General features: G+C 40.2%; 16 protein-coding genes. 10 read left to right on the forward strand and 6 right to left on the reverse strand.

The window, feature by feature from the left end; all coding sequences use genetic code 11:
* Positions 1–6 precede the first annotated feature (6 nt).
* From D7Z94_RS15595 to D7Z94_RS15615, 5 genes are all read right to left on the reverse strand, one after another.
* Positions 7–2466 (reverse strand): ABC transporter permease, encoded by a 2460-nt coding sequence (locus tag D7Z94_RS15595; protein ID WP_120712517.1) that lies wholly within the window; start codon positions 2464–2466, stop codon positions 7–9.
* Positions 2467–2858: 392 nt separating this feature from the next.
* Positions 2859–5201, reverse strand: a complete 2343-nt coding sequence (locus tag D7Z94_RS15600; protein WP_120712518.1) for a DUF2339 domain-containing protein — start codon at positions 5199–5201, stop codon at positions 2859–2861.
* Between the two features lie 448 nt (positions 5202–5649).
* Positions 5650–8187, reverse strand: a complete 2538-nt coding sequence (locus D7Z94_RS15605) for a TonB-dependent receptor (RefSeq protein WP_120712519.1) — start codon at positions 8185–8187, stop codon at positions 5650–5652.
* Positions 8168–9079, reverse strand: coding sequence for a FecR family protein (locus D7Z94_RS15610; protein ID WP_120712520.1), 912 nt, complete (start codon positions 9077–9079; stop codon positions 8168–8170). Before D7Z94_RS15610 ends, D7Z94_RS15605 begins: the two co-directional genes overlap by 20 nt.
* A gap of 206 nt (positions 9080–9285) precedes the next feature.
* A complete protein-coding gene (locus tag D7Z94_RS15615) occupies positions 9286–9798 on the reverse strand; it encodes an RNA polymerase sigma factor (RefSeq protein ID WP_120712521.1) in 513 nt (170 codons plus the stop codon).
* Positions 9799–9903: 105 nt separating this feature from the next.
* Here D7Z94_RS15615 and D7Z94_RS15620 point away from each other — a divergent pair, with 105 nt between their 5' ends.
* The 5 genes from D7Z94_RS15620 to folD all read left to right on the forward strand — a co-directional run bounded on the left by D7Z94_RS15620 (position 9904) and on the right by folD (position 15245).
* Positions 9904–11673, forward strand: coding sequence for a hypothetical protein (locus tag D7Z94_RS15620; RefSeq protein ID WP_120712522.1), 1770 nt, complete (start codon positions 9904–9906; stop codon positions 11671–11673).
* A 64-nt stretch (positions 11674–11737) separates the two neighbouring features.
* A complete protein-coding gene (locus tag D7Z94_RS15625) occupies positions 11738–12199 on the forward strand; it encodes a hypothetical protein (RefSeq protein ID WP_120713159.1) in 462 nt (153 codons plus the stop codon).
* 243 nt (positions 12200–12442) lie between these two features.
* Positions 12443–13780: a signal recognition particle protein gene (gene ffh, locus D7Z94_RS15630; protein WP_120713160.1), complete on the forward strand. Its 1338-nt coding sequence runs from the start codon at positions 12443–12445 to the stop codon at positions 13778–13780.
* Between the two features lie 139 nt (positions 13781–13919).
* Complete coding sequence (locus D7Z94_RS15635; protein ID WP_120712523.1) at positions 13920–14291, forward strand: four helix bundle protein; 372 nt, start codon at positions 13920–13922, stop codon at positions 14289–14291.
* Between the two features lie 69 nt (positions 14292–14360).
* Positions 14361–15245: a bifunctional methylenetetrahydrofolate dehydrogenase/methenyltetrahydrofolate cyclohydrolase FolD gene (gene folD, locus D7Z94_RS15640; RefSeq protein WP_120712524.1), complete on the forward strand. Its 885-nt coding sequence runs from the start codon at positions 14361–14363 to the stop codon at positions 15243–15245.
* 54 nt (positions 15246–15299) lie between these two features.
* Here folD and D7Z94_RS25660 read toward each other — a convergent pair whose 3' ends face one another.
* On the reverse strand, positions 15300–15446 hold the full coding sequence (locus D7Z94_RS25660; RefSeq protein ID WP_158594651.1) for a hypothetical protein: 147 nt from the start codon (positions 15444–15446) through the stop codon (positions 15300–15302).
* Between the two features lie 314 nt (positions 15447–15760).
* Between D7Z94_RS25660 and D7Z94_RS15645 the strand changes: the two genes are divergently transcribed.
* The 5 genes from D7Z94_RS15645 (at position 15761) to D7Z94_RS15665 (ending at position 22109) form a co-directional block, all read left to right on the forward strand.
* Complete coding sequence (locus D7Z94_RS15645) at positions 15761–17083, forward strand: nucleoside hydrolase-like domain-containing protein (RefSeq protein WP_158594652.1); 1323 nt, start codon at positions 15761–15763, stop codon at positions 17081–17083.
* Positions 17084–17201: 118 nt separating this feature from the next.
* A complete protein-coding gene (locus tag D7Z94_RS15650; protein ID WP_245967218.1) occupies positions 17202–18857 on the forward strand; it encodes an alpha/beta hydrolase-fold protein in 1656 nt (551 codons plus the stop codon).
* A gap of 7 nt (positions 18858–18864) precedes the next feature.
* Positions 18865–19485 (forward strand): DUF2306 domain-containing protein, encoded by a 621-nt coding sequence (locus D7Z94_RS15655; protein WP_120712527.1) that lies wholly within the window; start codon positions 18865–18867, stop codon positions 19483–19485.
* 44 nt (positions 19486–19529) lie between these two features.
* Entirely contained in the window at positions 19530–21014 is a 1485-nt protein-coding gene (locus D7Z94_RS15660; RefSeq protein ID WP_211341794.1) for a DUF5060 domain-containing protein, read from the forward strand.
* Positions 21015–21062: 48 nt separating this feature from the next.
* Positions 21063–22109, forward strand: a complete 1047-nt coding sequence (locus tag D7Z94_RS15665; RefSeq protein WP_120712528.1) for a nucleoside hydrolase-like domain-containing protein — start codon at positions 21063–21065, stop codon at positions 22107–22109.
* The last annotated feature ends 50 nt before the right edge of the window (positions 22110–22159 follow it).

Raw genomic sequence — 22159 nt, forward strand, 5'->3', positions numbered from 1 at the left:
CAATTATTACTCGTCTTTCAACGCCTCAATTGGATTGGTAATTGCAGCTTTAACCGAATGGTAACCAGTAACCAGAAACGAAAACATTAAAGTGCCTATGCCTGCTAAGGCGAAAACCCAGATCGAGGGCGTAATTCTATTTCCAAAATCCTGAAGCCATTGCTGAACGAGCCAGTAAGAAAGCGGAGCACCGATAACAAAGGCCACAATTACCAGTTTGGTATACCCTCGTGAAATAAGTATTAATATATTAAAGATGGAGGCACCCAATATTTTGCGGGTCCCGATTTCTTTCGTACGGAGTTCCAGGGTATAAATAATCATCCCTAACAACCCAAGACAGGCAATTAATAGCGCAAGGCCTGCCATAATTAATAGTGAGCTTCCAAATTGTTGTTTGGACTGTAATTTTGCAGCAAAGGTTTGGTCAATGAATTCATATTTGAACGGTAAGTCTCCCATATGTTCTTTCCAAATAGTTTTAAGGGAACCAAAAATAGAGGCCCAAGCCTTGCCATTTTGTGGAGCGATACGAACCAAGGCAAATTTTTTCGGACTATAGACCTTACTTTCGATATTGAATATCCCCATAGGTTCAACCTGTTTTTCCAACAAGCTGAACTGATAGTCTTGCACTACGCCGATTACTTCAAATTGTGTAAACTCATTGGGATAGTCTATTATTTTTCCAATAACGGATTCGTCCATCTTCCATCCCAGTGCTTTGATAGCCGTTTTATTTAGTATTACTCCATCTGCCTTGGGATTATCAAGGTCGAAATCGTTTCCAATAATAAGCTGGGCTCCCAAAGTGGAAAGGTAATTTTCGTCAGCTGCCGCAAAATTGAGTATAAAATCCTTGTCGCCGCCATTCTCCGGTCTAAAAGCGTCATTGCCCATACTTAAAGGTAGTTGTGCACAAAATGAGGTATTTAGAACTCCTGGAATATTAGAGATTTCATTTGTAAAGGCGGCACCACTTCCAACACGATCAACATGATCGATGACCAAGAGATTTTCCTTATTGAAACCCAAGTCTTTCTCCGAAAGAAAATGGAGTTGTTGGAACACAATGGCTGTGCATATAATAAGTATTATTGATACCGTAAACTGAAGAACAACCAATGCATTTCTAAATCCCTTACCCCTTTCTCCACCAGAAAGTTTTCCATTGATAGCATCCAAAGGACTAAAAGTTTTCAAGAATAATGTGGGTAGACTACTTGAGAACGCGCTCAAAATGAACAGTAAGAAAATCATGAGCACTGTCAATCCCGTATCCTGCCCTAAATTCATCTCGAGAGTTTTACCAGTGAGTTGACTGAACCAAGGAAGCACGATCTTGGTGAAAGTTAGAGCGATTGCAAGAGCAAATAAACAAAACAAAAACGCCTCAATGAAATATCCAAACACTAATTCTTTCCCGCCTATCCCTAACACTTTGCGAATACCGACTTCCTTAATTCTTCTTGTAAATTGAGCAATTGAGAGGTTAACAAAGTTGATGCATGATAAGAGAAGGATGAAAATTGCCGAGCAAGCGAGAACATAGACAATTTTGAGATTTCCTACGATGTTGGAATTTCCAACGACATCGTCAGAGTACAAATGGATCTGTGTCAAAGGTTGCAGATAGAGTTCCCATGACTTTCCTGTTTTGAGGTATTCATCAAAAGACATATTCATGGCTTTCTGCAAAGTGGTTTCTGCATACTTAGGTGGAATTAACCCTAACTTTGCTCGAACATCTTCAATGTCCGCGTTTTTATCAATTAGGACAAACGTCTCCAATTGTGTCCATATCCAACTCCAGCTATTCTCCTTTACTTTAGGAAAACTGTTCATCGACAATAGCATGTCAAAATCGATATAGGAACTACTGGGGGCATCCCTGATTACTCCGGTTACCTCAAAAGCCTTGGAGTTTTGGTCCGTGGATAGCTCCAAAAGCTTGCCCAAGGGCTCTTCATCCCCAAAATACTTAAGTGCTGTCGATTCGGTAATTACGACACTTTGTGGTTGAAGTAAACATGATCCTGGACTACCCTTCACCATCTGAAAACTGAACATCTCAAAGAAATTCGATTCAGCGGCGAGGACATTTTCCTGATCATAGGCAATCACTTTTTGAGAAGGATTTTCATAGGACACCAGGAAATTTCCTGCGGTATGGATACTGGTAATACTCTCTACCTCAGGAAGTTCAGATTTCAATGCGTCCACTACACCGGGTCCGGTCCGCGCCAATTGCCTTGGGTCATTTTCATTCCAGATATTGGTTTGATTAACACGATAAATTCGATTGGCATTTTTATGAAAACGGTCATGGCTAAAATCATCACGGACGTACAAATAGATAACAAGAGTGCTTACTATTCCCATGGTAAGCCCAATCAAGTTTATACTTGAGAACAATTTTTGCCTTCGAAGGTTGCGGAAAAAGAGGATGAAATAGCTCTTTAGCATGATTCAATTGACTTAAATAAAAGGAAATGATAATCCCTTCTGTTTCCACAAGCTAGAATTATGCCATATTACTAAACGGCTTAAAAACAATTACTTATGACTAATTTTTTTAAAATAAAGAACTTTCAATGTAAAAAATATTTACAACACATGTCCAAGATATATACATATTTATGGGAATTTTGGCAGTAATCTTAATTATCGGACCGTAAGGTTAATACTAACACTCCTATGGAGGTTTTGGGCTCTCTGCTTAAGTCGAATTCATAAACCGTTGAGGCATCTCCTCTAAGGAGTTCAAGGAACATACTTTTCCATAAGAAAAGAAATAAATGGAGTCAGGGCAATTGAGTAAATGAGATGTCTTTGAAATAGTTAATCAAACGGATATTTTAATTTTTCTTTGTCTCGGATATTATATGTTTGTACTTGTTGTAAAGAAATGAACTTATCAAAAGCAAAATTCCTAACAAAACAAATACAATTGCTTTTTTAAACGTGTCGAGATGAGAAATATCATATATAAAAAGTTTTAACAGCGTAGCGGCAAAAAGTGTAATAGCTCCAATGCGTAAATACTTTTTCTTTTTCCAAATGCCCAATACAATAAGCCAAAATGAATAACTCCCCCAAAGAATACTTAATCCAAGCTTTTGGTATTGCGTGGATTCCATTATATCGGTCCAGTTGATTAATTCGCTACTCAAAACCCATAGGATTGAAGTATGAAGAAAAAAATCAAAAGGAATTCGGAAATTTCGTTTTAAGAAATCCTGACCTATATATTTATGGCTCATAAAAAGTGCCAAAGCCACAAATGCCAAAGAGATATATCTTAAACTGATATTGCCGATGCCTCTTTGGTAGTATTGCGATAATGTCTGTTCCAGATAGCTTATGCGCAACTCGCTAAGTGCATGAAGTCCGAGAGTCAAAAAGATTACAACGGACAATACGATTAGGCAAAGATTAACTGTGCCCAATGATCTTTCCTTTAATTTTCTTATATTCAAAAAAGATAAAGTAGAAACAAAGAACAAAGTATAATTAATAAGCCATATGGTTTTAAATCTCAATAAATCATGGTTTTTATATAAACCGTGATATTGCACGTCTTCTTCGCCGATTGTTATTGTCGAATCCACAAATTGTTGATCCCAAAAATTTGCTATTTCCAAATGAAAGGCACCGTAAAGGGTAAACAAAAAAAATGCTGGAATAGAAAACGATATAATTTTTGAAAGTCGTCTCTGAGGATTTAGATAGGAAGAGTATTTCTTACTTCTATTTACGAGGTTTATAAAACCAAAGGCGGCTGAGACTAATAGGGATGATAGAAAATTGATATTAAGTAAAGGCTTAATTCTTAGATTTGTACTTTCAGCTTTGTACGTCCCGTACATGGTTGCCCAGTCTTGGAGGTTGCTAAAAAAGGCTAAAAACATCAAAAAGTAAGATAACTTTTCATAGATGTAAGTACTATTTCTTCTACCGATCCAAAACAATAATGCAGCTTCTCCTGCCCATAAGAGAGTTACCCAGTTGCCATCCAATTGAATAGGAATTGTGATGGAAACAAATACGAGTGCAATACCCGAAACAAAATAAGATATGTTTCTATCAATAATTCTTTGCCGGTAAATCAAGATACTAACAAGGAAATGTATGATTGCATTACAAATGGTGAAAACCCCTAATAATTGTTGGCCTACTTGATGGTCGCCCAAAATAGCATATCCAATACCATAAAAAATAAAGGAGTTTAACAGTAATAAAATAATATTTTCAATCCTGAATTCTTCTTTTTTTATTAATTTATAGGTAAGAAACGTAAGATAAAATGTTATAAAGAATATACATAAGAAGATTAGTGATTGGCCAAAATGCTCATCTACCCGATATCTTGATAAGTACCATAAAAAGAAGATGAGCCATGTGAACCCAAACGAAGAATAAAAAAGTGATTTCCAATATTTTTTGAATGAAATAATTAGAATACCTGTGTTGATTATCGTAATGTAACTAAAGAGTGTTACCGCTTCTCCGGAGCCTTCATTCAGTAAGAATGGAACCGCATACCCCCCAACAAGACCTATATGTGCGATTACTTGTTTATTGTAGTTGATTGCAACAAAAACTGAAAATATTGTAAATATCACCATCAATAAAAATGCAGTCATTTGGGGAAACAGGCCATAGGAATTATAGGCGAAGTAGGTAATGAAATACAAGATAGAAATAGCACCACTAACAAGTACGGCACTATAATTCTTGTACGTTTTCCTTAATTTAAAACCAAAACCCAAAAGTACAATTCCAGATAGGTACCCTAAGATAATCCTCACGAGTGGGCTAACCAAATCATGTTCGATTGAGTACTTTGCACCTAAGGCTATTCCAATTACCGTTACTGCAATTCCAATCTTGTTAATTAGGTTTTCTCCAATGAATTTCTCAAGATTTGATTGAATCTTTTGGGACTCGTTTACTTCAGGAGTAGTTCTGCCCAGTAATCCACTTTCAATCTCTTTTTTCGGGGAAGAAAGGTCTTGATTTGGCTTTACCCCGGTCATGTAGTCCCGTGGTAAGGCCTTATCTTCTTGTCTCGTCTCAGAATTGTGTAGTTTGTCTATTTCAACACGTAAACTATTGATATCCTCGGAAATATCATTTTGTCTTTTCAAAAGTTTTTCAAGCTCACTTCTAAGATGCTCGATTTTGTCCTTATTATCCATTGTCTACGATTAAAGATGTAGCACGTTTAGTACCAAACGTGTTTGCATATAGTTGGGTTTGATTTCTTAATCAAAACTGAATATTGAATTTGTTCTATCAACATAAGTTTGGACTTCATTAATATTGACACCTCACTTTATCTTTCTTTATTTAAGACTCTTCCGGAACAATGATTCTTCAGTGATAATATGGAAGTGACTTAGAACAAATTCTATAAAAATCAAAATTATTACTATTGTCGAATATAGTATAATGTAAATATCCTACAAATTCACAAACTAAAATTCAACACTGTTACTAAATAATTATTCTATTTCTTCATGTGTGCCATTATCCTGAACATTTCATGTTCTGAAGAAAATCCGAATGCGGAAGTAGATTTACACCGTTTCAATTCCCATAGAGTCAACAGCCAACGGAATTAAATTCCCTATCATACCTTACCTATTAAAACCGTACCCGGAAACTAAAATTAGGGGTAATGCCCAAGGAAACATTTTCAATAGCTTCTACTTCGCCAGAGTCATTGATGCGGTAATAGGTGTTGAGGATATTTCTGCGATCCGTAAAATTCAATATGGAAGCCCCGACCGAAGCTTTGAACCTTCGGCTCAGGTCAAATTCGTATACTGCGGATGCATCTGCTCTTAGGTACTCTGGCAATCTACTGCTATTGGGATTTTGAAAGTTGACCCGAAACGGAAAAAAGGTGGTATCTATGGGATTATCTGGATCAGGTTCTGTAAAAGGCCGTCCTGTACGATAATTTAGACCTATGCCAAACTTGAAATCATTATAGGTATAGGTGCCAGCAAAGGTGAGGTTATGCCGAATGTCAAAATTGTTGGGGAACTCTGTCGGATTTATGTCCGGAAAGGCATATCTATTAAAGTTATAGGTATAGCTTAACCAAACACTATAATCATTGGTCTTTTTGTTGATCAAGAATTCTATTCCCTTTACCTCGTACTGTCCTATTTCTCCATCAAATTGGTTTTGGTTCTGAAAACCTTGTGTTTCGGTACTGATTCCCTTTACCTCCTTATAAAAGGCTTCTACCCCAACATAGAGCTTTGGATGATCGTAATTAAGGCCGATGGAAGCCTGTTTACTTCGGGTTATAGGTAGGGAATCATTATCGGATAATATCCAGCGGCGCTTTTCTATGCCCAAAAAATTCTGCTCCAAATCAATCACCTGATTGGTAGCCTGGCTCTTGAACTCCCCCAGAATCTGGGTATTCAAATGTTTGCTTAAAGCATAGTTGATATTTAAACGGGGTTCTATGATTAGCTCCTCAAAAGTGTCAAATGTTTCCAAATCCTTGATATAATTAAGACGGGCACCTCCTCTAGCCATCAACTTGTTATTTTGGGATTTGTATTCGATTTCGGAAAATAGCGAGTGGGTCCTTAGTACGCCCTTAATATTACTGGTAAATTGGGGTTGACTAACATTGGTGGCATTTCGGATACCGGTTTCTGTAAGTTGATACCCATTTAGCCAATTCAGAGTCTCATTAACTTGGAAATTGGTATTCAATTTCAAGGCTGTTTCTATCACTTCATTGTTTTGGAAAAGTATCTGTTGGCCATTTGCGGTACTGTTTTCGGCATCCAGATTATAATTGGTATAGTACAGGTTAAGATGGGATGAGAATTGATCCGTCCAATGGCTTTCCAGGCTTCCACCAAAAGAAAGGTTGGTTTGATCCAAGGTACTTTCCGAACTTCTAAAACTGTCGGTATTGGTTTCCTGATAATCCAACCGATTGTTGATATTGATAAAGCTTAGGCGTACTTTCTGATCTGGATTAATGTCATAAAGTAGCTTCCCTGTAAAATCATAAAAATAAAAGTCGCTATTTTGTGTTACACGCGTGTCCTGAAAAACACGGTTTACAAATTGGCCATAGGTAGGGGTTTCCAAAAAATCGGTAAGGGAACGCCGTGCGGAGAACTGAAAGCCTAATTTATCGGATAAGGGTAATTGACCGTATACATCCCCTCCAATAAGATTTACCCCTGCACCCCCGGTAAAAGCATCGGTAATCTCATTTTTGGTACGCATATCCAAAACTCCACTGACACCATCCCCGTATTGGGCCGAAGTCCCATTTTTAATGAGGGTGATTCTATCGGTCAGATAGGGGTTAAATGCGGAAATGAGTCCAAAAAAATGACCGGACTGATACATTTTAATACCATCCCAAAGCATGAGGTTCTGATCGTTGGTGCCCCCACGGATATTGATGTCCGAAACGGTTTCATCTATACTTTTAATTCCCGGTAAGGCTTGCACGGTCTGCAGTACATCCGGTTCTATCAAACCGGGAAGGATACCAAATTCGGCAGTATTCATTTGGATGCTCCCATCGGACTCCTTTACGATTCCCGTGGTAAGGAACTGGTAAACGATTACCTCGTCCAGCTGTTGATAGAACTGGGCCAATAACAACGTTTTACAAGGGTGGGTAGCGGTCAATTCCTCTGCCTTTATAAACAGGGTCTTAAATCCCAAATGCTTAATTTCCAATACGGCCTTTCTAGGAATATTGGTCAATGAAAAAGTTCCATCCAGATCAGTGATGACGGCAACTTCGGAATCCAATACCTTAACGGTCGCTCCCATGACCGTATTTTGTTTAAAGTTGTCCAATACCGTGGCACAAATGTCTACGGTGCTACTCTGGGTAAGCGTATAATATCGCTCGTTAAGCTGCTGAATTTTTAGCTGGGTCTGAGCCTGAATTTCGGAAAGGATTTTCTGAAGTTCATTAGTTTCCGGAACAATGATCTGAAGATTTCTGATATCCTCGTCCACATAGGAAAATTTGATTTCGAACCGACTTTCCAGGATTTGGAGATACGAAATCAACGGTTCTGCTGTGCCCGCTCTATCCTGGCCAATTCCGTTTTGTACGAAAACCAGAAACAGTAAGAAAGAAAAAAAGAATGTAAGGCGTTTAGGGTGCGTTTTCAGCATAGAATAGCACTTTATTCCCCTCTAATTTAAACTTTATTTGAGAAGGAACACTTATACTCTGTAACGCCAAATCTGCATTTGTGTTGCTAAAAGTGCCAGTATATAATTGATTTAAATCGATATTTTTGGTTTCAACGGTAATATTGTGCTGTCTTTCAAACTCATCCAAAACATATTGTAACGGAATACTCTTAAAGGAACTTTCGTCACTCATCCAGGAAGGGTAGGAAATGTCGACCACTTTACCCTTGGCAATCTTCCCATTTATGGCCAGAAAGGAATCTCCAGCAGGAAGTTTGGTTTCCTTGCCATTAAAAGTAACGCTTACCAACCCTTCATAACAGGTTACCTCAAAAAAACCATTGCGGTTCTCCACATTAAATTGTGTGCCCAAAACAGCTACGGTACCGCCATCTGTGGAAACGGTGAAACGTTTTCCCTTGGCCACCTTAAAAAAGGCCTCACCCCTTAAGGCAATGTTACGTTCTTTATCCCAAGCTTTCTCGCTATAGGAAATTTCAGAATCGGCGTTCAATACAATTTCTGAATTGTCCGGGAGCACAACTTCTTTATTCTCTGCAAATTGAGTAGAAACATTCTCATCCAGGGAATTCAAATAGAAGTATGAAGTAACCATCAATACGGCAATGGCCGCCGCTACCCTAAGGAACTTTCGGAAAGGATGTAATTGCACCACTTTTGGTGTTTCCAATTCACGCTTGTTCTTCAAAGCGGTAAATGCTTGGTCCATATTGAAATCAGGACCTTCCAATGTACCGGAAGCCTCAAGAATCTTCCGGTAGGTGGTATACTCGTCGGACTTTTTAAATTCCGCGAGTTCCTCCTCGGAAAGTTCATTGTTGAGCCATTTTGCCAAGTAATTTTCTTGCATGATTTCTAGCTTTACACCTTAATAACAATTTACTACCAAAAAACCCTACTTTGGTTTGGGACTGGGTTATCGATTTTTATGTCCGGTTGTTCATAATTTTAGTATAACAAGGCATGTGATTTTCAAATTCAACATGGAAATTTTTCACATCTTAACCTCAAACCTCAAACCTCAAACCTCAAACCTCAAACCTCAAACCTCAAACCTCAAACCCCATCGATCTGTTCACGGAGCGTCTTCAATGCCAAATGCATCCTTTTTTCTATAGCCTTTACACTTACTCCTTCCATTTCGGCGATTTCCGCATATTTTTTTCCATCGATTCGATTCAACAAAAAAACGGTACGTTGGTTCTCCGGCAAACTGGCCAACGCTTGGTCCAATTTCTGCTTAAATTGGTTTTCCTCCATTAGGAATTCCGGCGACTCATTGGTACTGTTCAATGTTTTGTCCGCATATTTTAGACGTACCTTTTCGGCTTTGATGACATTAAGGTAAAGGTTATTGGCAACGGTATATACATAGGACTTTGCCTTTTCCGGGCTAACCTTGGCACAGTTTTCCCAAAGTTTTAAGAAAGCCTCCTGAACGGCATCATAGGCCTTCTCTTCATTCCCGAACTTATAATATATATAGTTAAAAACCGTTTTGGAATTAGATTTGAAGAGCGAACTAAACACCGCTTCCTCACATACATTGTCCTGGGATTCAGTTTTCAATAGGTTGGTTTTACATCAAAGATATTTGAAAAAATTGAAAATAAAGTAGGGTATTTTTCAAATGGGTTGTTTTAATGACGAACGAACAAAAAAATCCAAATCGTTATGAGAAAGTTTTTGAATTACACACTGTACACCAGCCTACTTATGATAGCGCTCACTTTTTCTTCCTGCCAAACGGAATATGAGGAACTCCCAGGAGAGAATGAACAAGAAACCATTATGGCAAGTTCTTCTACGGCACAACTCGTAGAAAAGACCGTTTCCAATGATGGATCTTTTGATAATATTGTGGATGGTTCTAGTTGCTTTAACGTCCGTTTCCCATATACCGTTGAGGTAAATGGATTGGAATTGACCATCAACGAAGTAAAGGACCTTGAGCTGATCGAAGAAATTTTTGATGCCCTGGACGATGATGAGGATATTTTGGAAATCCTTTTTCCCATTACCATTACCTTGGGAGATTTTACAGAGATAACCATTAATGGCGAGGGCGATTTACGCGAATGGGCGGAGAAATGTATTGAAGGCGGCGATGATGACGATATAGAGTGTATAGACTTTGTATATCCTATTACTTTGTTCACCTTTGACATCAACAAACAACAAACCGGAAATGTCGCTGTGGAGAGCGATATGGAAATGAGACGTTTTTTCGCCGGATTGGATGAAGAAGACCTGATCAGTATTCAATTTCCCGTGACCTTAAAATTGTTTGATGGTACGGAAATAGTTGTTGATTCCAATGCAGAATTGGCGAACGCCATCGAGAATGCCAAAGAGGCCTGTGATGAGGACGATGACAACGATTACAATGACGATGATTTTGATGAGGAACGATTGGATTTCTGTTTAACGCAATGTTCCTGGTTGGTTAAAGAAGTAAAAAGGGACGGTACAGACCAAACCGATCAGTATTTTGAATACCTGATGAATTTCAAGGAAGATGGTTCCGTAACCGTTAAGGATAGAGAAGGTAACAACTTAGAGGGAACTTGGAGTACCCGTGCAAGTGATGATGGTGCCCTTTTAAAGATGGAGTTTGATGTTCTGGTAGACTTTAGCTTGGAATGGTTGGTCTATGAAATTGAAGAGCATAAGATTAAATTATATGCTGGTGAGGGGAACAGGATCATTATGCAACAACGATGTGAAGATGATACCAATCCTGATGGTCTTCGTGAAATACTAAAGGAATGTAGCTGGATCATTAAAAAAGTAGTGGTCGATAATGAGGAAATTAGGAGGCTGCTAGGTTATGAGTTCCAATTCATGCCAGAAGGTATAGTAACATTATCCAATGGCGATATGGTTTCCGAAGGTACTTGGGAGATTACCATGAACGCACAGGAAAGATTGGTGATGGCAATCAATATTGGTCAGGAGCCTGGTGTGAGTTTTGAATGGCCCATAGCCGATCTTAAGGACGACAGGTTAAAGTTTGAAATTCCTGAAATCGATTATGAATTGATATTGCAACGCGTATGTAACGATAATGCCAATGATGGTGATGTTCCTGAAATTAGAAATGTTATGATGGGCGGTGAATGGATGGTGGCCCAATATTCCGAAGGGGATTTTGATGAAACCGATAACTACGCCGCATATACCTTTGCATTTCAAGCGGAGCATATGATAGCCGTTACAACCGGTGATACCGGACCTACTTTACCAGGATTGTGGAGGGTTATAAGAAACAGTGATGGTAAGTTGAAGGTATATCTTAACTTAGGAGATACCGACCCACTTGGGGAATTGACGGAAGATTGGGATTTTGTATCCATCTCCGAGGATGGTAATCGTATCGAACTGAAAGATATTAGCGGAGACGACGAAAGTATTACCACTTTGGTCTTTGAAAGGAAACAGTAAATATTTAAGGATCCCCGATGTCTTAGCATCGGGGATTTCCTTTTACCCCTACAAACATGAACCCATGAAGAGAATTGTTAACCTACTGGTATTGAGTTTTGTATTGGTCTCTTGTAGTACCGATGAGAACAATGGAGACGATGAAATTATGGTGGTCAACACGGAAGAGGTAAAAGCAATTGTGACCAATGGCGAATGGAAAATAACTTTCTATGCGGATTCCGATGTTGAGGAGACAAGTAATTACATTGGATATGTTTTTACTTTCAATCCAGATGGAACCCTAGGTGCCACTAATGGAAGTACGTCGCTGTCCGGTGCCTGGTCCGTAATAGAATCGGAGAATAGTAATGACGACGACAGCGAGAGTGATGTAGATTTTAATATCTTCTTTGCTTCTCCCGATAGTTTTGAGGAATTGGCAGATGATTGGGATATCCTAAAATATACCAGCTCCAAAATAGAACTTTGGGACACAAGTGTAGATGACGGAAGTACCGATTACCTCACTTTTGAAAAGATTTAGCAGCCTTTTTTGCCCCATATCCCAAACAGAGCATCCACCGAAAGGTGGGTGCTTTTTTTGTTTTGTAACCCGAATGTTGCCTTGGGAATCTTAGATTCATTGGAGCGTTTCTATTTGTAGAGTCCCATGTTTGTTTCCGCACCTTCGTTGGGATTATGCTATTCATTACATTTTTCCCTTCAACGCCACCTCTTTCCCTTGGTAATTCTTAAATTTGCTTTTCTTCAAAAAGGATGTAAGACGATGTTTGATAATTTAAGTGAAAAGCTGGATAAGGCCCTCCATGTCCTTAAAGGACATGGACAGATAACCGAAATCAATGTTGCGGAGACCACCAAAGAGGTCCGTAGGGCCTTGTTGGATGCCGATGTCAATTTTAGGATAGCCAAGGAATTTACGAATAGGGTAAAGGAAAAGGCCTTAGGCCAGAATGTACTGACCACCCTACAGCCCGGCCAATTAATGGTAAAGATCGTAAAGGACGAACTTACGGAACTTATGGGTGGCGAAACCGAAGGCATCAACCTGTCAGGAAACCCATCTGTAATCCTAATGTCTGGTCTTCAAGGTTCGGGTAAAACTACGTTTTCAGGAAAATTGGCCAACTTTCTTAAGAATAAAAAATCCAAAAAACCTCTATTGGTAGCTTGTGACGTATACCGCCCTGCGGCCATAGATCAGTTGCATATAGTAGGGGAACAGATTGGGGTTGAGGTATATTCCGATCGGGAGAACAACGATCCGGTAGCCATTGCCAAAGCTGGTATTGCCCAAGCTAAGACCAATGGGAACAATGTGGTCATCATAGATACTGCCGGTCGTCTGGCGGTCGACGAGAAAATGATGACCGAAATCTCAAATATCCACACCGCGATACAACCGCAAGAGACCCTTTTTGTTGTAGATGCCATGACCGGTCAGGACGCTGTAAACACGGCAAAGGCCTTTAATGATGTCTTGAATTTTGACGGAGTAATCCTTACCAAGTTGGATGGGGATACCCGTGGTGGTGCGGCTATATCCATAAAATCCGTTGTGGATAAGCCCATTAAATTCATTGGTACCGGGGAAAAGATGGAAGCAATAGATGTTTTCCATCCATCACGTATGGCCGATCGTATTTTGGGAATGGGCGATGTAATTTCATTGGTTGAACGGGCCCAGGAACAGTTTGATGAAGAAGAGGCAAGGAAAATCCAGAAAAAGATTGCCAAGAACAGGTTCGGGTTCGATGATTTCCTGAGCCAGATTCAACAGATAAAGAAAATGGGCAACATCAAAGACCTTATGGGCATGATTCCAGGTGCTGGTAAGGCACTAAAAGGTATGGATATAGATGATGATGCCTTTAAACATATCGAGGCTATTATCCATTCCATGACCCCGGACGAACGCTCAAACCCCTCTAAATTGAACGCTAGTCGTAAAAAGAGGATAGCCTTGGGTAGCGGCCGAACCATTCAGGATGTAAATCAATTGCTCAAGCAGTTTGATCAAATGAGCAAAATGATGAAAATGATGCAAGGTGGTGGCGGAAAGAAGATGATGCAGATGATGGGCGGTGCGAAAGGTTTGAGATAGAGTGGAGTCCTCACGACTAACTCGGAAAACAGTTAGCCTCCTAAGCTAAAAAAGATGGATGATTTAGATACTAGGAGCAGTTGGCAGGGACAGTTTGCAGTGATAAAATGGATTATTAAGTAAAAAACAGATTTAGCAAATGAGCTTTAAGACGCTCGATGGTTATAAAAAGGGTTTTTCTTTAGCTATGGACATTTTTGAAGTATCAAAAAAATTTCCAAAAGAAGAAACCTACTCACTTTGCGATCAAGTCCGTAGGTCTTCCAGGTCTGTATGTGCCAATATTTCCGAAGCTTATCGCAAGAGAAGATATGTTAAGAATTGGATAAGTAAGCTAACCGATTCTGACGGTGAAAATTCAGAAACCCAAGTTTGGCTTGATTTCGCCAAATCTTGCAATTATATAGACCATAAAGTCTATGATCAACTTACAGAACGTAGTGAAGAAGTTGGTCGACTCATAAATTATATGATTAATAATCCGGGCAAGTTTGGAGTAATGGAAGATTAGTACTGCAACTGCAACCTGCTGCTGCATACGAATACTACCAATTGCAACTGCCTACCGAATACTACATAAATGACTATTCTTGACGGAAAAACAATCTCCAACAAAATAAAGGAAGAAATAGCCCTTGAGGTTGCCCAGATAAAAGAACGCGGTGAAAAAGTACCACATCTGGCTGCGGTACTTGTAGGGAATGATGGAGCTAGCCTAACCTATGTTGGAAGTAAGGTAAGGTCTTGCAAGAAAATCGGTTTTGAATCCACACTTATCCATTTGCCTGAAGAAACCTCAGAGGAAGAATTACTCCAAAAAGTACATCAGTTGAATACGGATGACACCATAGACGGCTATATCGTACAATTGCCTCTACCCAAACACATTGATGAGGAAAAGGTACTAATGGCAGTACATCCTGATAAGGACGTAGATGGTTTTCATCCAACCAACTTTGGTAAAATGGCCCTGGATATGGAAACTTTTATTTCGGCCACACCTTTTGGCATAATGGAATTATTGAGGCGTTACGAAGTGGATACGGAAGGTAAGCATGCCGTGGTCATCGGTCGAAGCCATATTGTGGGCAGGCCCATTAGCATACTGATGAGTCAAAAGGGGAAAGCGGCAAATTGTACCGTTACTTTGGCGCATAGCCGTACCAAGGATATCAAGGCATTGACACTGCAAGCGGATATTATTGTTTCAGCCTTAGGCGTCCCCCATTTCTTAAAGGCGGATATGGTAAAGGAAGGAGCGGTAATTATTGATGTGGGCATTACTAGGGTACCGGATGAATCCCGGGAGCGAGGCTATTACATTACCGGTGATGTCGATTTTGAAAAGGTTTCTAAAAAAGCATCCTTTATAACCCCTGTTCCAGGTGGGGTAGGCCCAATGACCATTGCCATGTTACTGAAGAACACTTTACTGGCTAGAAAAAGGCATAGAAGTAAAAAGTAACCGACTTTTACGAGTATCTATCAGGTCAATAAAACGTGGAAATTCTTTTTCCTGCTAAAGAGAATCAAGATTATCTCCTATAGCCGTTTGCGTACTGTCATTGGGAGTCAGTACGTCCAAATCGTTGCTGTCATCATAGCTGCAACTTCCTATGGCTATAATCATAGCCAAAATAAGCCCAACACAAATTAGTTTCCTCATAGCTGATAATTTAGTAGGTGTCTTCATCGAGCTACCGTAATTTAATAACGGTGAAATCCGATATTTGGTATTTGACGGTTAATGGGAAATGAGTACCTTTTGTGGGAATTGAATACTGAGTTTTTAACCAGGGAATTCGATATTCTGTAAAGTATACCATGATAAAATTGTGTTTTGGCTTGATAAAAAAAAAGGTCGCATTAAATAGTGATGTAAAGTCTATTTTTTCAAGTTTAAAAAACAGTGCTTTTTGGCTAATGATTAGTATCTTTTTTTTGTCAGTTTCACAACTGTATGCGCAAAGACCTAAGTTAATGGTCACCACGGATATTGGTCAAGATCCTGATGACCAGCAGTCTTTTGTACGGCTTTTACACTATGCCAATGAGTTTGATTTCGTAGGGTTCATAGCCAATGCCGATTCAAACTACGACCATGAACCTCCTTTGGTTCGGGATGATATACTATATAACCTGATCTCAAAATACGCATTGATACAGGACAGGTTAAAATTACATTCCCCTCATTATCCCACTGCGGATTATCTGCATTCGCTTGTAAAAAAGGGGAGTAATAAAAATGGTGTAAAAATACCAGTAACCGATTATGTGGGCCCGGGCCATGATACGGAAGGCTCCGATTGGATCATTGAATCGGTCAAGCAATCTAGCGGACCTATAAATGTTGCCGTATGGGGCGGAGCTTGCGATTTGGCCCAAGCGTTGTGGAAGGTAAAGGAAACAAGTTCTAGGGAAGAATTGGCAACATTCGTTAAAAAGTTAAGGGTCTATTTTATTGGGAAGCAAGATTCATCCAATGAATGGATTATTCGAGAATTTCCGGAGCTTTGGCTGATATTGGCACTTGACCCATCTGGGGATAAATGGGCGTCATCCTATAGAGGAATGTTTCTAGGAGGAGATATCTCTTCAACATCACGGGAATGGCTTAATGAAAATATAATTGGAAAAAATCCCTTGGCCAGCGAGTATCCCGATGAAGCCTATACCGGAGGTGAAAAATTCAACCCACACATGGCCCTAAAAGAAGGAGATTCTCCCTCTTGGTTGTATTTTCTTTCCAATGGGCTAAACTTTCCGGATTATCCGCATTGGGGAGGATGGGGAGGTCGTTTTAAACAAGAACGCCCAAACTTTTTTAGGGATGTGCAGGACAAATATTTTGACAAGGACAAAGAGGCTTGGAGAATGTCGTCCATGGCAACCGTATTTCGATGGCGGAACGATTTTCAGAATGATTTTGCCGCTAGGGCACATTGGGGGTCCGAGGATCAAGATAGGGTAAACCATGCCCCAATTCCTGTAATATCCGGTAATCCAGATGACGCATATGTAGAAATTCCCGTAGAAGCGGGAAACACAATTACTTTGGACGCCTCAAATTCCACAGATCCGGATGGGGACAACCTTAGCTTTAATTGGATGGTCTATCCAGTACCAGGAACTTTTTTGGAGGCGAATAATGCCATTATTGAAGACACGAACAATTCAAGGGTTGCGGTCAATGTTCCCAAGAAGGCCAAAGGTACATCCATTCCTATTGTTTTAAGGGTAGTGGATGATGGTGACATTCCATTAACCGGATACAAAAGAATACTAGTAAAGGTGGAACATTAATTATCATACTACTTAAAAACCAGCTAAATTCGAGTTTATGCAAAGACATCTCTTTTTTTCTATCACCTTACTTAGTATATTAACAGGTTGTCGGTCGGAATTAGAAAAAAAATCACAAATGACTATAAATGTATCTTTTTCTGAGATTTTGGATAAAGGTGAACTGGATGGAAGGCTTCTTTTAATGCTGTCCGACAAGGATGGAGACGAACCCCGTTTTCAGATTAATACAGGCCTTGATACTCAAATCATTTTTGGAATGAACGTCGAAGGGATGAAGGCTGGCAAGATACAGAAGTTCGATGCCAATGTCTTTGGTTTTCCATACACCAGCTTGGCCGATGTTCCGCCCGGGGAATATCATGTTCAAGCACTTTTACACATCTATGAAACTTTTGAGCTGTCTACAGGTCACACAGTAAAACTGCCTATGGATAAGGGCGAGGGGCAACAGTGGAACAAATCGCCGGGAAATTTGTATAGCAAACCTTTTAAAATTACCATTACCGAGGAGGGTGCTGAAAACATAAACGTAGTTATGGATCAGGTGATTCCTCCAATTGAGGAACCAGAGGATACGGAATGGATAAAACATGTAAAAATCAAGTCCGAAAAACTTTCCGAATTCTGGGGGAGGGATATGTACCTGGGGGCCCACGTACTTTTGCCCAAAGGGTTTAAGGAACACCCCGAGGCCAAATATCCATTGATGATTTTCCACGGACATTTTCCAAGTGATTTCGGTGGATTCCGAACCACCCCTCCTGAACCAAATATGGAACCCGAGTACTCGGAAAGATTTGATGTAGAAGGCTACAATATAGTTCAGGAACAGGAGGCCTATGACTTTTATAAACGTTGGAATGAACCTGATTACCCTAGGTTTCTTATTATTGAAATCCAACACCCTACCCCATACTATGATGACTCCTATGCTGTGAACTCAGCAAATCAGGGGCCTTATGGGGATGCCATCACCTATGAGTTGATTCCGTACCTCGAGGAGACATTCAGGGGAATAGGGGAAGGTTGGTCACGCTTTTTATATGGCGGATCTACAGGAGGATGGGAAGCCCTGGCGGTACAAGTTAAGTATCCAGAGGAATATAACGGTTGCTTTGCTGCTTGCCCGGACCCCATTGATTTTAGGGCCTATTGTCTTACCGATATTTATAATGACAAGAATGCCTATTTTTATGAAAGCGACCATAAGCCGTTGGAAGTACCAGGACACCGAAATTATCTAGGACATGTACAGACCACGATTAGGGAATACAATCGTTTTGAACTGGTTCTGGGGGATAAAAGCCGCTCCGGTCAGCAGTGGGATATTTGGGAGGCCACCTATTCCCCACAAGGAGAGGATGGCTACCCGGTTCGTTTATGGGATAAAATGACTGGTGACATAGATCATAAGGTAGCGGAATACTGGAAGGAAAACTACGATCTGCGCCATATTTTAGAGCGGGATTGGGATAAATTGGGAGAGCGTCTAAAGGGCAAGATCCATATTTACTGTGGAGATATGGATAACTACTATTTAAACAATGCCGTCTACTTAATGGAGGATTTTCTGGAGAGTACAACCAGCCCCTATTACGAGGGTGAGGTACTATACGGAGACCGTGCAGAACATTGTTGGAACGGAGACCTGGAACAACCCAATCATATATCTCGTTTGCGATATAACAGCATGTATGTACCTAAAATTATGAAACGCATTGCGGAAAGTGCACCCAAAGGTGCAGATCTGACCAGTTGGCGCTATAAATAAAATATAAATGAATACCACGAACAAAGTAGCATGGGCGGTATTCGCCATTTTGGCGGTTGTTATCGGGCTCTATCCGGCGCTTTATTTTTTTATCGATAGGGATTTTGGGTTATTGGCTTCTAAGGAAGATGCGCTACTTTCCAACTTATTTTGGAACATCGGATTCTACGGCCACATTCTATTCGGGGGCCTGGCCCTATTGGTAGGGTGGGTACAATTCAATAAAAAGTGGAGAAAAGCAAACCTAAAAAGACACCGCACCATTGGTAAAATATATATCATTTCCGCTCTTATTAGTGGGGTTTGTGCTATCTATATCGCCTTGTACGCAACAGGTGGAATTATCTCCACACTCGGTTTTATGAGTTTAGGCGTTCTTTGGCTCTTTTTTACAAGCAGGGCCTATCTTGCGGTTCGCAAAAGGGATTTGCAATTACACCAAGGGTTTATGATATATAGTTATGCCGCTTGCTTTGCAGCTGTAACCCTTAGGATCTGGTTGCCTTTACTGACCATTATTTTTCACGATTTCACGATGGCCTATCGCATCGTAGCATGGTTGTGTTGGATGCCCAATATGATATTCGCATTTTTTTGGGTGCGAAGGCGAGGTTTGCAATTGGGATAAATGCCATGATTTACAATGTCCTTGCCTGTAAAAAACAAAAATTTATGAAACCATTTTTAGGCATTATGCTGTTGTTCGTCTCTATTACGGTTTCCGCCACGGAACGATGGGACATATTTGAAATAGAACTAAAAGGCCCGAAGACAGAAAACCCTTTTACCGAGATTTGGGTACAGGCCGAATTTCAATTTAAAAACTTTCGTTACCATGTAGATGGATTTTATGATGGCGATCAGACCTATAAAATCCGATTTATGCCGGAACATGTTGGAAAATGGACGTATGTAATAAAAAGTAATTCTCCTGAAATGAACGGTAAAACGGGAAAGTTTCGATGTACCCCGGCAACACCGAACAACCACGGCCCTGTTTCCGTACGGGATACCTTTCATTTTAAATATGCGGATGGCGCCCCCTTTTACGTGTTGGGCACTACGGCCTATGCCTGGGTCCACCAAAAGGAAGAACGGATAAAGGAAACGTTGAACACCTTGGAGCAGGAGGCCTTTAATAAAATTCGGATGACGGTTATGCCCAAATATTATGGTAGATATGTTTCGAATGAACCGGATCTATATCCTTTTGAAGGTTCATTGGAATCAGGTTGGGATCGGACGCGATTTAATGTGGAGTTTTTTAGGCATCTAGAAAAACAGGTCGGGGAACTTAGGAAGCGGAGCGTAGAGGCCGATATTATCATTTTTCACCCTTACGATAAAGATAGTTGGGGTTTTAGCAAGGGTACCGTAGAGGAAAATGTGTTCTATTTAAAATATCTGGTCGCAAGATTGGCATCGTATCGAAATGTTTGGTGGAGTATGGCCAATGAATATGATGTAATGCACAAACCGGAATCGGAATGGGAAACTTATTTTAAGGAGCTTGTTGCCAACGACCCATACCAACATCTAAAATCCATTCACAATGGCAAGTCCTGGTACAATCATTCCAATCCTTGGATAACCCATTTAAGTGTGCAGACTCCATATTTGGAGAAAACTCAAACTTGGCGGGAGACCTATCATAAACCCGTTGTCAATGATGAATTTGTCTATGAAGGCAATGTTCCTTTTGACTGGGGAAATCTGACTCCGGAGGAAACCGTAAACCGATTCTGGACCATATATTGCCGTGGGGGATATGCCTCACATGGGGAAACCTATGTACATCCGGAGAATATTCTTTGGTGGGCCAAGGGAGGTAAATTGTATGGGAAGAGCCCTAAAAGATTGCGGTTTCTGGCGCAAATCATGAAAGCGGCCCCGGAAAAAGGATTAACACCCATACATACGCAATGGAATAAAGAAACCTACCTGTACAAGGAACAAGACTATTTTTTGTTCTATTATGGAAATAGTCAACAAGCCAGTGCACGGTTGAAGCTTGCAAAGGATAAAAAGTATAGTGTCGAGATTATTGATGCCTGGAACATGACCGTAGAAAAACTAGAAGACGAATACAGCGGCACTGTGGAAATCCCTCTTCCCCAACAAAGACCCTATATGGCGGTAAGGGCCATTGCAAAGTAAAACTTAGATACTCATAAAAAGAATTCAAAATATTTCAGGAGAAGGAAAATGAAAAGGATAGTATTGATAGTAGTGGTTCTGATGGGCACTTTGATGCTTTCATTAAAGGAAAAAGAAGATTCTAGCCCCAGAGTATTCGTATTTACGGATATCAATATCGATTCGGGTGATCCGGATGACAGGCAATCCTTAGTCCATCTCTTATGGTATGCGGATGAATTAAAAATAGAAGGGATTGTGCCTGACCGATGGAATGCCAAAGGTTATGAGGCTTGTGAAATGGTACTTGAAGCCTATAAAAAGGATTATGAAACCTATGGATTCAAGGATTTGGGATATCCTGATACCAAATACATTCAAAATAAAATCGCCAAAGATACTTTGGATGCCGTACAGCTTTTTTCAAAAGCCGCCTCCATAGAGGACAATCCGCTTTATGTTTTGGTTTGGGGCAATATGGAAGTTTTTTATAAGGCACTTGAACAGAACCCCCATTTGGCAAAGAACATACGATTGATAACCATAGGTACCGGATTGATGTTGGAGCAGCATATTCCGGAAATGCCCCCAAGTTGGGAAAGATCGGCTCCTTGTAAGCAATTGAATTGGAACGGCTTTGGAAGGAACAAAATTTACAATGACTCCAGATTTGATACGATGTGGTGGCTGGAAATCAATTGGACCTTTGCCGGAATGTTCACCGGAAAGCAGCCAGAGCAGATGTTTCAAAGATTATCAAAGTATGGAGCCCTGGGAACGCATATTAAGGAAGTGGTCAAAAATCACGACTGGGCCCAATACTTCCGCGTGGGGGATACCCCATCCGTTTTATATGTCCTAGATCCGGACAATCCTTTGGCCGATCCTACCTCTGGCAGCTGGGCCGGAAAATTTGTAAAACCTTTTCCAGTTGAAAGACCTAACTATTACACGGATGATCACGGTTCCATTACATGGAATTATAATGATCCATGCCTAACTTGGGAAAATCATACCAAGGTGGATGCCTATGCCAAAGGTACGTTGGAGGAAAAAAGAGAAGGAATGTATGAAGCATTGTTGCGTAAAGTAAGAAGAATATATGCGGAGAAATAAACGAGTACCAATAGGGAATAAAAGGATAAAATCCTTCAATGGTTTACTGT

This window comes from Ulvibacterium marinum (genome assembly GCF_003626755.1).
Taxonomy (GTDB): domain Bacteria; phylum Bacteroidota; class Bacteroidia; order Flavobacteriales; family Flavobacteriaceae; genus Ulvibacterium; species Ulvibacterium marinum.

Coding starts and splice junctions, on each gene's coding strand:
- D7Z94_RS15605 (WP_120712519.1), bottom strand. CDS start 8,187: ATGCTGAAAACGCACCCTAAACGCCTTACATTCTTTTTTTCTTTCTTA.
- D7Z94_RS15665 (WP_120712528.1), top strand. CDS start 21,063: ATGAAAAGGATAGTATTGATAGTAGTGGTTCTGATGGGCACTTTGATG.
- D7Z94_RS25660 (WP_158594651.1), bottom strand. CDS start 15,446: ATGAGGAAACTAATTTGTGTTGGGCTTATTTTGGCTATGATTATAGCC.
- folD (WP_120712524.1), top strand. CDS start 14,361: ATGACTATTCTTGACGGAAAAACAATCTCCAACAAAATAAAGGAAGAA.
- D7Z94_RS15635 (WP_120712523.1), top strand. CDS start 13,920: ATGAGCTTTAAGACGCTCGATGGTTATAAAAAGGGTTTTTCTTTAGCT.
- D7Z94_RS15625 (WP_120713159.1), top strand. CDS start 11,738: ATGAAGAGAATTGTTAACCTACTGGTATTGAGTTTTGTATTGGTCTCT.
- D7Z94_RS15595 (WP_120712517.1), bottom strand. CDS start 2,466: ATGCTAAAGAGCTATTTCATCCTCTTTTTCCGCAACCTTCGAAGGCAA.
- D7Z94_RS15660 (WP_211341794.1), top strand. CDS start 19,530: ATGAAACCATTTTTAGGCATTATGCTGTTGTTCGTCTCTATTACGGTT.
- D7Z94_RS15650 (WP_245967218.1), top strand. CDS start 17,202: ATGACTATAAATGTATCTTTTTCTGAGATTTTGGATAAAGGTGAACTG.
- D7Z94_RS15655 (WP_120712527.1), top strand. CDS start 18,865: ATGAATACCACGAACAAAGTAGCATGGGCGGTATTCGCCATTTTGGCG.
- D7Z94_RS15610 (WP_120712520.1), bottom strand. CDS start 9,079: ATGCAAGAAAATTACTTGGCAAAATGGCTCAACAATGAACTTTCCGAG.
- D7Z94_RS15600 (WP_120712518.1), bottom strand. CDS start 5,201: ATGGATAATAAGGACAAAATCGAGCATCTTAGAAGTGAGCTTGAAAAA.
- ffh (WP_120713160.1), top strand. CDS start 12,443: ATGTTTGATAATTTAAGTGAAAAGCTGGATAAGGCCCTCCATGTCCTT.
- D7Z94_RS15645 (WP_158594652.1), top strand. CDS start 15,761: ATGGTCACCACGGATATTGGTCAAGATCCTGATGACCAGCAGTCTTTT.
- D7Z94_RS15620 (WP_120712522.1), top strand. CDS start 9,904: ATGAGAAAGTTTTTGAATTACACACTGTACACCAGCCTACTTATGATA.